Source organism: Chryseobacterium sp. JJR-5R, from assembly GCF_034047335.1.
In the GTDB taxonomy this organism is placed as follows: Bacteria; Bacteroidota; Bacteroidia; order Flavobacteriales; family Weeksellaceae; genus Chryseobacterium.
Map to the genome: position 1 here is coordinate 2,813,332 of NZ_CP139137.1, position 13,667 is coordinate 2,826,998.

Consider the following 13,667-nt stretch of genomic DNA (forward strand, 5'->3'; position numbering starts at 1 on the left):
TTAACTGTTGGTTTTCCATTGATGGGAAGCATCTTCAAATACCTCTTTCCCCCAGACCGGAAGGTCTTTTTTTATTCTTTCCACGACTTCATCACAGCTTTCCATGGCTGCTTTCCTGTGCTTTGATGAGGTAAATACAAACAGGCAGATCTCCCCGGTTCTTATTGTGCCCAGACTGTGATGGATGTGCATGCAGGTAAGATCATATTTTGCAAAGATCTCTTCTCTTATTTCATGCATCTTTTCAAGAGCCATTTCTTCATAGGCTGTATATTCAATAGCCTGAACGGTTTTGCCTTCTACCATGTCTTCCCGGATCTGGCCCAGGAAAATACTGTGTGCCCCGATGTTTTTTTTGGCAGAATGCTTAGCAATGCTGTCTGAAATGAATACAGGATCTATTGCTCCCTCAACAAATATATTTTTAAAATCTTTTTTCATGTTCTTTGTTTTGTAATGCTGTTATTCCGCCTTTCAGATGGCTGACTTTTATGGCGGTTCCATATGCTGCGGCTAACAGTTCCGCTGCCTTTAAGCTTCGTTTTCCGCTTTGGCAGAATAGAATAATTTTCTGTCCTTTAATATTGTTGATACCTGATGTTTCAATCTTTAATTCAGATAAAGGAATCTTAATGTGAGGAAAACGGGCTTCAGGAAGTTCACCTCTTTCCCGGACATCCACGGCAAGAACACCGGGCTGCGCTGTGATTTCCGGAAAATCATCCGGCGAAATTTCTTCAATATCAGAAGAAGAGGAGAGCCCGCAAAGCCAGCGGTAATCGGTTTTTTCAAAACGTTCCCTGTTTTCTGGAATAAGACTTAAAGCATCGCTTCTTTTTGCAAGATCCATAATCAGGGTTTCATACGTCAGCATATTGAATATCAAAAGCCGCCCTCTGAGCACTTCGCCGATGCCTGTAATCAGTTTGATGACTTCATTTGCCTGTAAGGTCCCGATCATTCCCGGCAATACCCCCAGCACGCCGGCCTCGTTGCAGTCCATAACTTCGTCAGGAGCCGGCGGCTCCGGGAAAAGGTCACGGTAACTGATCCTTTCTTCATTATGATTCCCGGTGTCAAATACTGCCACCTGCCCTTCATACTGAAATACCGCTCCGAAAACCAGAGGTTTCCGCAGCAGGAAACAGGCATCACTGATCAGGTATCTGGAAGCAAAATTATCGGTGCAGTCGGCTACAATGTCGTATCTTTCTATCAGTTCCCATGCATTCCCGGAAGTTACTTCTTCTGTATAGGTTTCAATGGTGATCTCCGGATTCAGTTTTCTGAGACTTTCAGCCGCCTGAACGGCTTTCAAACATCCTACGTCTCCGGTAGTGTACAAAGTCTGCCGCTGGAGATTGCTTAAGGCAACCCGGTCATGGTCTGCAATGCCAATGGTGCCAATGCCCGCCGCGGCAAGGTACTGGAGGACCGGACATCCGAGCCCGCCTGCACCGATAACCAGCACTCTGGCCTGCAGCAGTTTTTCCTGTCCGATTTCCCCGAAACCGGCCAGCGCATAGTGCCGTGCATACCTTTCATTGTTCCGTTTCATAATTATCCGCCGGAATAGGGAGGCATCAGAGCCACCGTATCATTAGTATTCAGTTGCGTATTTCCGTCCGTCATTTTTTTGTTGACGGCTACGGCATATTTCATACCGGAAAGCTGAGGAAACTGCGTGGCCAGCTGTTGTTTTAAAGTGTCGGTATCAGGTGCTGTAATTATAAATTCCTTACCGGTAATTTCAGCAATCCGCCCGAATGCAATTATTTTTATTTCCATATTAATCTACCTTATGAATGATGATCTCAGAAATATTTTTAACATACCTCCTGCCGGTTGCCTGATCGCCGGGAGTAACCAGACTGATGCCTTCTTCTTTTTTCAAAGCTGAAACGCCGTCAGATTCAGTTACGATCATGGCATTTTCCCCAGCGGCAGAATTAAACAGCTCATTCCAGGAATATACCACTTTATAACCGTCATCTGCTATACAAACCAGATAAAATGTGCTGAGCTCCTTCGGAGATGAGACATTGAATTTTACCTGACCCAAAATATCTTTAAGCCATACGCCTTTCAGGTTTCTCAGTGTCTTTTTAAATTCCATTTTATGATTCAGGATATCCAGGCTTTTGATTTCATGGACGGTATATGTACTTAAATCCGTAAAAGAAACGGTAACAGGCTGGGCGATATCCCCTTTAATCTGCAGGGAGGATGCATGCTGTGCTTTTAAGGTTGCCGTTATTAACAGCAGAATGGTGACAATGTACTTCATATATTATGCTTTTGTGAATAAGAGTTTGTAGGAAGCCATGAGCAAAACTGTTGCCAGTACGTATTTTAAAACATTCTGATTGAATTTTTTCGATCCGAAATAAGCGCCTAACAATCCGCCAGTGAATGCTACTATCACATACATCATCATATCATCGGTAAAATGGATTCCCTGGGTAAGCATCCCTCCCAGACCGGAAAGAGAATTCACAAATATAAACGCCGCACTGATGGCCGCAGTCTGTTTCTGGTTGGTCCATTTGAGCAGAAGCAGGATGGGTGAAAGGATGATGCCACCTCCGATCCCGATCATTCCGGATAACAACCCGACAATTCCGCCGGTGATAACGGCAACCGCAATATTCTGTTCTTTAAGCTCATGGTCTTCAGCATTCCTGAAAAAGAAAAAACGGATAATCGGGAACAGCAGCAGTACACCCAGGATCCTTTTATAGATATTTTCTTCTACCGTAATCATCCCGCCTATAAATGCCAGCGGAACAGATGCCGCGGCAATCGGAATGAATAGTTTCCGGATAAAATACCCGCCGCGATAGTACTGGATAAAAGAAGTTAAGGATACAAAAAGGTTCAGTACCAGGGCAGTGGGCTTCATTTCCTCGGGTGCCACTCCGTAGAGAGCCATTAGTGCAAGATATCCGCTGGCCCCGCCATGGCCTACAGCCGCATAAAAAAACGCAACGGCGAACAGAATACCATAAAATAGTTCTATACTCATTAATTTTCTTTATTTAATTTAAAAATAACCGATGGATTTATACCGGCAGCAGATGGATTTCTACCTTATCTCCTTTCAGGCATCCTGCAGATTCTTCCGGCAAAACAATAAAACAGTTGGCCTGTGCAAATGAATGAAGCCGGTACGATTCCTGTGCATACAGCGGACTGACCTCTCCACGCTCTTCATCATAATACGCTTTCAGAAAATGTGTCAGGCCGGCAGGTTTTTTATAATCATGAGCAGCGACTGCTTCTTTTTTCTTTACTGAATTCCTTAGACCAGTTGCGTTTTCAAGTGCCGGTAAGACATATTCATAAAAACATGTCAAAGATGATGAAGGGTTCCCCGGGAGCCCGAATATCAGCTTCTCACCTTTTATTCCGAAAAACAACGGTTTCCCCGGTTTCTGTTTTATTTTATGGAATTTCTGAATAACTCCGCACTGTTCCGCTGTTGAAGCCACAAAATCATAATCACCTACGCTTACTCCGCCATTTAACAGGACCACATCGCTCATTGCTAATGCCTTCTGCAGCACATCCATCAGTTCTTCCGGATGATCATCGGCAGTGAATACATGAATATCCGTAATCCCCGTTTTTTGCAAGGCAGCTTTGAGCTGGAATGAATTCGCTTCATACACCTGCCCGAATGCCAGGTCCCGGCCCGGGTCCTGCAGTTCGTTTCCTGTAACAATAATGGCTATCACAGGCGGTACAAATACCTCAATACGATCATGCCCGATCCCAGCCAGAAAACCAATTGCTGCAGGTGAAAGATAAGTACCTGCAGCCATAGCGGTTTCCCCTTTTTTTACTTCCGATCCTTTGGGCCGTACATTCAGGCCTAAGCTCAGACCTTCATCTGAAATAAGCAACCGCCCGTTTTCAATGTTTATCTTTTCCTGCATCACCACGGTATCGGCACCTTCAGGTAATGGCGCACCGGTAAAAATCCTTGTGGCTTCGCCTGTTTCAATGGCCAGCGGCTGTGAAGTGCCGGCTGCCATTTCGCCTTTTATTGTAAGCGGTTGTCTCCGGTCTTCAAATTTCAGGGCATACCCATCCATTGATGACTGGGAAAACGCCGGAATATCGGTATGCGCCGGAATATCTGAGGAAACAACCAATCCTGCAGCCTCCGAAAGCGGAATTAAAGCCGTTTTTTTCGTTGGTGCATTCTGTAAAATAATCTGTTGTGCTTCGTGTACTGAAATCATTGGTTATTAATAAGTTGTTGATAATCTTCAGGGGTATCGATATCCACGGATCCTTTTTCAAACAACACCTGCCCTACCTCATCTTTGTATTTTATAAGCAATTTTTTAGCGCCTTCATGGCCACTTAGCTTAAGTAAATCACTGAAATAAGACTGGCTGAACAATACGGGGGTCCCAAGTGTGCCGGAATAGCATGAAGCGATAATTTTTTTTCCTGATAACTGCCTTTTTTCAATCAGTTCTGAAAAGACAGAGGCATCGATATGCGGCTGGTCACAGACGGTAATGAGTATATTTTCTGTTTCGGAATATTTTAACAGCATTTCATTCAGCCCTTTGTGAATGGATGAAGCCATGCCTTCCTGCCAGTTTTCATTGCGTATGGTTGCGGCAGATCCTGTTTCCTGATCAATTATTGAGTTTTCGCTGCCTGTAACCACAATAACTCTGGAGCTCACGGCCAGAGCCTGTTCTACGGTATGGCGCAGCAATGTTCTTCCCTGATAATCCAGAAGCTGTTTCGGCTGGCCTAATCTTGATGAATTTCCTGCTGCCAGAATAATGATTCCGGTATTCTCCTGTGCCATCATCCTCCTATGGTTATCATGCTGCGGTTATCCAGCGTACTGGCATCAATATCCTGGAAAACACCTGAAAACTGTCCTCCTAATGCTTTATGTTTTGCTTTGATGGTGCCTTCTATTAACGGCATTATTTCTTCCCCTCTCCGTAAGGCACTTAAAAGGTCTGTTTCCCCTTTGGAAAACAAGCAGTTTTTAAGCTTGCCGTCTGCGGTAAGACGGATCCTGTTGCAGGAAGAGCAAAACGGAGCAGTCATGGTACTGATTACAGCAAAATTCCCGGCAAAACCGGGTATTTTAAATTTTTTAGCTGTATCATGGGCTTCCGGTTCAATAGCAAGAATATCATACCGGCTCTGTACTTCTACCAATATTTCTTCGAGTGTAAAGACCTGGTTGCTGGTCCAACGGTTGCCGGTGAACGGCATAAATTCGATGAAACGGACTTCTATCTGAGAATCCCGCGTCATTTCTATAAAATCCAGGATTTCATCGTCGTTTAATCCTTTCATCAGCACAACGTTGATTTTAACGCGAAAGTTATTTTGGATCAGCAGATCAATATTATCTCTTACTTTCTGAAAAAGATCCCTTCTGGTGATTTTTTTAAATTTTTCGGCGTTGAGGGTATCCAGGCTTATGTTAATGGTTTTTACCTGAGCTGACACAAGGTTATCCATCATTTCGTTAACCCGTATGCCATTGGTGGTGATGGCCAGCTCAATGCCCAGTTTCCCTAATTTATCAATAATGACCGGAGCATCTTTCCTGACCAGCGGCTCACCGCCTGTCAGTCTTATTTTCTTTACGCCGTGCGATACGAAAAGTTTTGCAATGGTTTCTATTTCGTCCGGCTGCATCAGCTTTGCAGCAGGTGCAAAAGCATATTTCTCATCCGGCATACAGTAAAAGCACCGCAGGTTGCAGTTGTCGGTCAGTGAGATCCGAAGATAGTCGTGTACGCGTCCGAAGGTATCCGTTATCATTATATTTTATTTGTCACCATCTCCATGAACGGCATTGTGAATTTTATCTGTTTTATATCTCAGGGAACTTCCTTTCCTGCCTTCCAGTACCGCTTTTATTTCAGAAACTACGGAAAGAGCGATCTCTTCTGAGGTTTCCGCACCTATATCAAGCCCTACCGGGCCATAGATTCTTTCCATGTGCTGCAGCGTTATGTCAAAACCTTCAGCCGCAAGGTCATCAACCATCCGGTTCAGTTTTGTTTTTGGCCCCAGGATCCCGATGTAACGGCTGTTACTATCAGTCAGCAGGTTTCTCAGCACCGTCAGGTCATACCGGTAATTGTGGGTCATCAGGATAAAAAATGTATGGTCATCTATGATTATGTCATTCAGGAAATTTTCAGCTGCCGTTACCTTTATCGTTTTCGCAGACGGAAACCGTTTTTCTGTAGCATGTGCAGGCCTTCCCTCTCCTACTGTTACTTCCCAGCCCAATACCGATGCAATTTCCGTTAACGGTTTTACATCATTTCCGGCACCGGCAATGACAAGCGAAACCGCCGGAGCTATGTATTCAATCAATGCCTCGCAATCCGTTCCTTCATAGGAAATATTTTTAATACGTGAAGCCTTGTTTTCAAACGTATTACGAATGTCGCCTGATAAAAAATCAAGTCCCTCCCGTGATGCAACCTGTCCTTCTCTTCTGTACAACAGTACCGTTCCCGGCTGTGCACTTCCCCTGGCGAGTGAAAAAAGGCAGGCCAGTACGGCATCTTCCCGTTTTTCCACGACTTTTTCCAGCATCTTAACCGGATTATGCTCAAACGCAGCATCGATAGGTTCAAAAAGGATATGGACAATTCCGTTGCATCCCAACTGTACTCCAAAATCGGCATCTTCATCATTGCTGGTATCATACGTAACCAGCTTATTCTGCTGCTGCTGAATGGCCAGCAAAGCTCTTTTCAGCGCATCGCCTTCCAGGCATCCTCCGCTTATGGCTCCGGTCAGTTGCCCGTCTTCCGTTATCAGCATGCGGGCTCCGGGCTGCCTGTAGGAGGATCCCGTAACCTTTACCACAGTAGCCAGTGCTGTTTTCATGCCTTCGGCTTCTGCTTTGCGATAAGCGCTGATAATGTCATTAATCTCTTTCATAAATCTTTTGGAATACTGGCCTGATCATTTATATGAACTGTAACTGATCTGCTACCGATATCGATTGTTTCCTATACTTATCAAAAATTAAGCAAATGTCCATCTTGGCCTCATAAAAAACTGTAATTATCTAAAGTCCATCCATAAACTTTACTTTTTTCAGCTTATGAAATGTCATATAATTTTGCTTTTCTGATTGATATCTTACCTTCCGGCATCTGTGCGCTATACTTTTGACATATCGAATGGCAGGGTCCTTATCCTTTTTCCGGTCAGGTCAAAAACAGCATTTGCCAGTGCAGGAGCAAACGGCGGCAATCCGGGTTCCCCCACGCCTCCGGCATCTTCTTTATTTTCCATAATATGTACTTCAAGAGGCGGAATATCATAAATCCGCGGAAGCTTGTAGGAATGAAAGTTGGCTTTATCTGCCATACCGTCTGTGAAAGTCTGCGCATCCATGGTTGCTGCACCCAATGCCATTATGATAGAGCCTTCTACCTGTGCTTCAATAATATCCGGGTTAACATACCAGCCGCAATCGATCACGGCCCAGACTTTATCAATCTTCACGCCTCCTTCTTTGCGTTTTGATACCTTGACCACCTGACCTACGGTACTGTCGAAACATTCGGTAATGGCAATCCCGTATCCTTTATCCTGAGAACTTTTTTTCCAACCACTGACTTCTTTCAGCCTGTCGATCAGCTTCCGGGTCCTTTCGTTATCCATATGCACTCTCCTGAATTCCAACGGGTCCATATTCATCTGATGGGCAATTTCATCCATAAAGCTTTCATAGGCAAATCCGTTGGTGGATGCATATACGGATCTCCACCACAATACAGGTACCGGGGTTTCAAAAGGGATATCGGAAAACTTAATATTTTTAATCGATTTAAAATAAGGTTCCATGAAACCTTCCGTGGTATTTTCATTGGCAATTCCGCGCTTCTTGTCTGACCAGTGCTTGATGTTCTGCCCGACCATACGGAATTTCAGGTCGGTAAGCTTACCGTTTTCAATAATACTTTCCCCTCTGTAGGAAACGCCCGGCCTGAACGGGCCCTGGACCGCATCATCTTCCCTTGACCATATCACCTGTACCGGTGCATTGATCTTTTTGGAGATGGCCACGGCCTCATTTGGATAATCGGTAAATGCTTTACGCCCGAATCCGCCGCCTAAAAATGTCATGTTAACGATAACATTTTTCGGTTCCATGCCGAATTCCTTTGCGATATCTTTCTGGATCCAGTCCGGTGCCTGGATTGGTCCCCAGATCTCAATTTTGTCTTTCCGGTAATGGGCAATACAGTTCAGGGGTTCCATGGCCAGATGTGACTGGTAAGGGGTATGGTATACGGAATCTATCTTTTTCCTCTGGACTGAAGCCTGTACATTCACAGTTCCCTGTTCTTTGGCAGGGAGGCCTTCTTCACGCATAAGAAGCTCATGATGCTTTTCATATACTTTTTTAGTGCTGATATGCTCAAAACCGGAATCATCCCAGGTTACCTTCAGGACTTTACGGCCCTGCAGCGCTGCCCAGCTGTTGTCTGCAATGACAGCGACTCCTTCGCGCTCAGTATCATATACTTTCATGCTGATTTTGATAACGTCCTTAACGCCTTTTATTTTTCTGGCAGCCGTATCATCAAAACTTGCCACTTTCCCCCTCAGTCTCGGGTTTCTTTCCACGGATGCGAACATCATCCCAGGAATCCTCTTATCCAGGCCGAATACCGCAGTACCGTTGGTTTTTAAAGGCGTATCGATTCTTTTCAGTGGCTTGCCGATAATTTTATATTCCGAACGCTGCTTCAGCGTTACTTTTTCCGGCGCAGTAAGCTGTGATGCCGCAAGTACTAACTCTCCGTAATGCATTTTACGGCCGGATTTTTCATGAACGATATTTCCGCTTCTGGCCATACATTCATTGACCGGGACTTTCCAGGTATCGGCGGCGGCCTGCCGGAGCATTTCCCTAGCCGTGGCACTTAATTTCAACAAGTTTTTATAGGAAGCCCTGATGGTAGAGCTTCCGCCGGTAATCTGGCTTCCGTATTTTGTGCTTCCCTGTGCAAATATCACTTCTATCTGGCTGAGGTCTACCTCAAGCTCTTCTGCAATAATCTGGGGAACGGAATGGTAGGACCCCTGACCCATTTCCGCACGGTGATCCACCAAGGTAATCTTACCGGAGGTGTTAATGATAATCCATGAATTCATTTCCACGCTTTCTGCCAGTGCCGTTTCCGGCAGGATGACTTTTGCTGCCGAAACGGAAGGAAATATTCCGAGGCACAATGCAGCACCTCCCAGGCCGGCCAGCTGCAAAAATTTTCTTCTTGAAAGTTCTGATTCTTTAGACATAATTTTTCAGCATTATTTTGCCGGGGCGTATGCTCCGGTGGTTAACCAGGTGATCCAGGCTTTTTTAAATTCTTTATGGGTCAAAGGCGGTTTTTTAAGGCCGTCTGCAGGATTGAATCCGGCAAGCACCAGCTCATCATCAGCATGTTTGATGAGGTCTTCCATACTTTTATTCCCGTTCTCTTTTTTGTTCATCAGTTGCTTAGCCAGCTGATAAGGGCTTTTGCCTTCAAAAACCATTTTCATATCGGCAGGCGGCAGGTGCCATTTGGGATTTCCCGGCGGCATGTGGAGCCCGGGTGTATTTTCATCCTGATGGCAGTTGGCGCACTTCATGGCATACAGCCCTTTACCATCGGGGCCGCGTCTCGGGAACATCTGATGAACATGACTGTCTTCGCCCTGCAAAGGAATATCCCCTGCCGGGTGGCAGTTAAGGCACCGCGGACTCATCAGTACTTTATACACGTCTCCGAAAGCTTTCACGGATGCTGCGCTATCCTTTTTAACAACCGGAACAGTAGAATACATTCTTTTATTGTTCTGCACAACCATTCCGAATGTGCTTACCGATGCCAGGATAACGAGAGCCCCTTCAAAAAAGGTTCTCAGCTTTATATTTTTTTTACTGAAAAATGTTTTCATATCATTTTCTTTATCTGTTCCTGTTTACCGGATTAACCATTTCCTTTTTTCTGAATATCCGCAGCTATTTTAATCGCTTTCCTGATCCTCGGATAGGTCCCGCAACGGCAAAGGTTCCCTGCCATGGCAATATCAATATCCTCATCGGTCGGGGACGGGTTTTCCTTCAATAAAACCACAGCCGCCATAATCTGCCCGGAATGGCAGTAGCCGCACTGCGGAACATCAATATCCTGCCATGCCTTCTGGACCGGATGGTTATTATCCTGCGAAAGCCCTTCAATGGTCACAATCTTTTTGCCTACTGCCCTTTTTGCCTTGGTGATGCATGACCTTACCGCATCGCCGTCCAGATGAACCATGCATGCCCCACACTGGGCAACGCCGCAGCCGAACTTGGTTCCCGTAAGGCCGAGAATATCCCTGACTACCCATAGGATGGGCATATCCTCGCTGATGTCAAGCTCGTGATTTTTTCCGTTAATATTTAATGAAACCATATCCAATTGTTTAGCATTTTAAAATTTTTGTTAATAAGCAAATATATCATACTTGCCGCATATATCCTTATCATTTTTCAAACCGATTATTAAGAATTTCAAACCTTTTCCCTGGTCTGGCGGAAACCATCCTGTAAACGATGCATTTATAATTTATAAATAACCGGCCTTATTTTTTATATAAATATAACAAATTGTCATCAATAATATGTTTAATTTCAATAATTATTAAAAAACATAATGATACTTCTCTTAAGGTATTTACTATGTTTAGCTAATGTTGGCTAAGGTTTTGTATACCATAACCCTCTTTTTAAAATTACCATTATGAATCTGAACTTTGAAGAAATGTTTATCGGCGACCTTAATTTTACATTTGCTTTTGAAATTATCATCAGAACACTGATTATGTTCAGTATGGTGCTGTTGGTTTTACGGATGGCAGGAAAAAAAGGGGTGCGGCAATTGTCCCTGTTTGAAGTGGCCATTATTATTGCGCTGGGCTCAGCGGCCGGAGACCCGATGTTTAACAAAGATTACTCCATTCTGACTTCCGTAGTGGTATTTGGTGCCATCATCGCCCTCTACCGCCTGATTACCATGTTAGCGAGCAAAAGCGAAAAGTTTGAAAGGATTATTGAAGGCGATCCCTTATATGTAATTGAAGACGGAGAATTTGTGCTGGTAGATGACATCAGCCATACTTTTGCGAAAGATGAATTTTTTGCAGAAATGAGGCAGGCAAGTATTGAACACCTCGGACAGATCAAAACAGCTATTTTGGAAACCAACGGAAATATCAGTTTTTACTATTTCCCTGATGATGAAGTGAAATACGGACTTCCCATACAACCCAAGGTTTATGAAAAAAAATCTGAACAGGTAAAAGCAAAAGGAATATTTGCATGTACGTACTGCGGAAGTACAGAAGAATTGGAACCCGGAACATCAGAATGCACCCGATGCAGACAAAAAGAATGGGTAAAAGCAATAAATACCACCCGTCTGACCTGATCTTAAATTATAAAATAATCATTCAAACGATTACAAGCCGGAGATTCAATAAATTCATTATAGAACGATACGCCAGCAAATATTACATTTTTAAACATGATCGAAATGATATATTTGAGTAATGCATTAATGAAAAACAACAGTCATTCCTTAAATAATAAAAAGTTATTCCGAAAATACAGGGCTTTTGCAGGCACAGATTTTCAGAATAACTTTTAAGGTTTTACAGCTAAGTACTTATATAGATTAACTGTTGTAATTATTTTACGGAAGCTTTTGCTTTTTCAGATTCCATCAAATGATGCTCTAAAGTAGGAAGCGTAGTGCTGGCAAAAGATTTCAATGAAGCTTCAGAACCGCCTGAGGCTTCTTTTTTGAATTCTGCGATATCTTTCTGATGGTCGGTTACCATAAGATCAGTATACATACGGTCAAATTCTGCCCCTTTTTTGGCTTTCAGGTCATCATACTGTTTCTGCTGGTCTGCATCTAAAGAAGCAGGCAGCGTATATCCTGTTGCTGATGCCCATTTTTTAAGCTCGTCATTGGCTTTACCATGGTCTTTTGCCATCATCTGCCCCAGTGATTTTACTGTTGCGCTGTTGGCATTAGTTGCTGCTAACTGGCCCATCATCACTTCCATCATTCCGCCTTTTGCCGCTGCGTCTGCAAACTTTTTATCCTGATCGCTCAAGTTAGCTTTTGCATCGGCAGTTCCGGTTACAGCAGTAGAATCAGTATTATTCATCATACCTGAATCAGTGGCAGGCGCAGCCATTGCTGTACTGTCTCCGGCCTTGTCAGTTGATGTAGTTTCGTTCTTTTTACATGCTACCATAGAAGCAACTGCTAAAATGGCTAAAATTGAATTTTTCATAATATAATTTAAAATGGTTAGAAAATAAAGAGCAGTATATTTGTTGCTCACCGTACCTGTAACAATTTATCTGCCAAAATGTTAATAAATGTGTTTAAGCCTTTATATTATGATTAAAAAAATGAAATTATATATAAAATATATGATATTCGGAAAATTAATAAACCATAAATAATTGTTATTCAAAACTTTACAGACGAAGTCATTTGTTAGAATTAAATATTCCAAAAGTTACAGGTACTGAATTAAGTATAGCCTGTTTAATTTTTTTATGTAATTTTCCAAAAGTTTAAAGGGCTATGCAATAAATGAAGTTGCCTTTATTTTCAGAATTAACAAAGAGTCGAGCTTTCGTCCATTATACAATCTTCTGATCCGCCCTTACTTTATCAAGCTCCAGTTTGAAGCATCCTAATATAAATTCGCTGTAGTACAGCTGTGCTTTAACAGGTATGGTCCGGGAATGAAGATCAAGCTTTTCCGAGAGAATGATCTTTCCGTGATGTGAAATAGAAAAAAATGCATATAATTTATGACGGGATTCTTCTACCGGGCAGGCATACCCGGTAACCGCTACCGACCAGTCGCTTTTAAATTTTTTCCCGACTGACAGCGCCATTTCTTCCGCAACCACAGGCGATACGGAATCACAAAAAAGGACTTTCTCCGGATCTACCCCGAAAAGGCTGACATCATCCTCCGGTGTATAAACTGTTATGCCTCCTTTAAAAAATTTAGAGGCATCCTTGATCTGAGAAAATGAAAACTGTAAAAATCCGGCAGTCACATTTTCAGCAATGGAAACCGTTTCATCAATCTCTACCAGCTGTTGTCCTATATATTCCAACAGATTCTGCAGCTCAGCCAGAAAATAGATGAATGATTTTACGTTCAGCTGTTCTATGGTCAGATCAATTTTCGAAGATTTTAAAATCATAAAGCGGGGATTTTGCTTGTCATTTCAAATTTTTACACGGCAGGTAATTATACTTCCCCGGGCAGGCTGTAATTGCTGAACAGCCTGCTAAGAACAAGTGCTTCATTCCTGTTGTACGCAGCATCTAAAATCACGCCAATGCCTTACAATCCCCTATATTTCAGTTTTATGCATGTATACCTATTACTGAGTTCCTGCACAATACAGCTTTTCCCAGCCTGAAAACAGCAGCAATCAGTGAGCAGGAATGAGAAAGAAATGGTCACATCCTGAGCAGCGAACCTTATTACGGAAAGGCGCTACCTGTGTATAGAAAATTAAAATCCGATAAATTCCTGATAATCCACTGGGTGAAATAATATAT

General features: G+C 43.2%; 15 protein-coding genes. 1 reads left to right on the top strand and 14 read right to left on the bottom strand.

What is annotated here, in order from left to right; genetic code table 11:
• From SD427_RS12335 to SD427_RS12390, 12 genes are all read right to left on the bottom strand, one after another.
• On the bottom strand, positions 1-441 hold the full coding sequence (locus SD427_RS12335; protein ID WP_320558103.1) for a molybdenum cofactor biosynthesis protein MoaE: 441 nt from the start codon (positions 439-441) through the stop codon (positions 1-3).
• Positions 425-1,558: a HesA/MoeB/ThiF family protein gene (locus SD427_RS12340; protein ID WP_320558104.1), complete on the bottom strand. Its 1,134-nt coding sequence runs from the start codon at positions 1,556-1,558 to the stop codon at positions 425-427. The genes SD427_RS12335 and SD427_RS12340 overlap by 17 nt, the downstream gene beginning before the upstream one ends.
• Positions 1,559-1,560: 2 nt before the next feature.
• Positions 1,561-1,788 (bottom strand): MoaD/ThiS family protein, encoded by a 228-nt coding sequence (locus SD427_RS12345; protein ID WP_320558105.1) that lies wholly within the window; start codon positions 1,786-1,788, stop codon positions 1,561-1,563.
• Between the two features lies 1 nt (position 1,789).
• Positions 1,790-2,287 (bottom strand): molybdopterin-binding protein, encoded by a 498-nt coding sequence (locus SD427_RS12350; RefSeq protein WP_320558106.1) that lies wholly within the window; start codon positions 2,285-2,287, stop codon positions 1,790-1,792.
• Positions 2,288-2,290: 3 nt separating this feature from the next.
• Positions 2,291-3,025 carry a sulfite exporter TauE/SafE family protein gene (locus SD427_RS12355; RefSeq protein ID WP_320558107.1) on the bottom strand — a complete coding sequence of 245 codons (735 nt, stop codon included), beginning with the start codon at positions 3,023-3,025 and terminating at the stop codon, positions 2,291-2,293.
• 37 nt (positions 3,026-3,062) lie between these two features.
• The gene (glp, locus tag SD427_RS12360) at positions 3,063-4,247 is read right to left on the bottom strand and encodes a gephyrin-like molybdotransferase Glp (protein ID WP_320558108.1); all 1,185 of its coding nucleotides are present in this window, start codon (positions 4,245-4,247) and stop codon (positions 3,063-3,065) included.
• Positions 4,244-4,837 carry a nucleotidyltransferase family protein gene (locus SD427_RS12365; protein ID WP_320558109.1) on the bottom strand — a complete coding sequence of 198 codons (594 nt, stop codon included), beginning with the start codon at positions 4,835-4,837 and terminating at the stop codon, positions 4,244-4,246. Before SD427_RS12365 ends, glp begins: the two co-directional genes overlap by 4 nt.
• Positions 4,834-5,814: a GTP 3',8-cyclase MoaA gene (gene moaA, locus SD427_RS12370; protein ID WP_320558110.1), complete on the bottom strand. Its 981-nt coding sequence runs from the start codon at positions 5,812-5,814 to the stop codon at positions 4,834-4,836. Before moaA ends, SD427_RS12365 begins: the two co-directional genes overlap by 4 nt.
• A 6-nt stretch (positions 5,815-5,820) precedes the next feature.
• Positions 5,821-6,954, bottom strand: coding sequence for an XdhC family protein (locus SD427_RS12375; protein WP_320558111.1), 1,134 nt, complete (start codon positions 6,952-6,954; stop codon positions 5,821-5,823).
• Positions 6,955-7,179: 225 nt separating this feature from the next.
• Complete coding sequence (locus SD427_RS12380) at positions 7,180-9,330, bottom strand: xanthine dehydrogenase family protein molybdopterin-binding subunit (protein ID WP_320558112.1); 2,151 nt, start codon at positions 9,328-9,330, stop codon at positions 7,180-7,182.
• 12 nt (positions 9,331-9,342) lie between these two features.
• Positions 9,343-9,975, bottom strand: a complete 633-nt coding sequence (locus SD427_RS12385) for a hypothetical protein (protein WP_320558113.1) — start codon at positions 9,973-9,975, stop codon at positions 9,343-9,345.
• A gap of 32 nt (positions 9,976-10,007) precedes the next feature.
• Positions 10,008-10,475: a (2Fe-2S)-binding protein gene (locus tag SD427_RS12390; RefSeq protein WP_320558114.1), complete on the bottom strand. Its 468-nt coding sequence runs from the start codon at positions 10,473-10,475 to the stop codon at positions 10,008-10,010.
• 327 nt (positions 10,476-10,802) lie between these two features.
• Here SD427_RS12390 and SD427_RS12395 point away from each other — a divergent pair, with 327 nt between their 5' ends.
• The gene (locus tag SD427_RS12395) at positions 10,803-11,489 is read left to right on the top strand and encodes a DUF421 domain-containing protein (protein ID WP_320558115.1); all 687 of its coding nucleotides are present in this window, start codon (positions 10,803-10,805) and stop codon (positions 11,487-11,489) included.
• Between the two features lie 259 nt (positions 11,490-11,748).
• On the opposite strand, the gene SD427_RS12400 is transcribed toward SD427_RS12395, so the two are convergent.
• Complete coding sequence (locus tag SD427_RS12400; protein ID WP_320558116.1) at positions 11,749-12,366, bottom strand: DUF4142 domain-containing protein; 618 nt, start codon at positions 12,364-12,366, stop codon at positions 11,749-11,751.
• A 358-nt stretch (positions 12,367-12,724) separates the two neighbouring features.
• On the bottom strand, positions 12,725-13,303 hold the full coding sequence (locus SD427_RS12405) for a nicotinamide-nucleotide amidohydrolase family protein (RefSeq protein WP_320558117.1): 579 nt from the start codon (positions 13,301-13,303) through the stop codon (positions 12,725-12,727).
• Between the last annotated feature and the right edge of the window lie 364 nt (positions 13,304-13,667).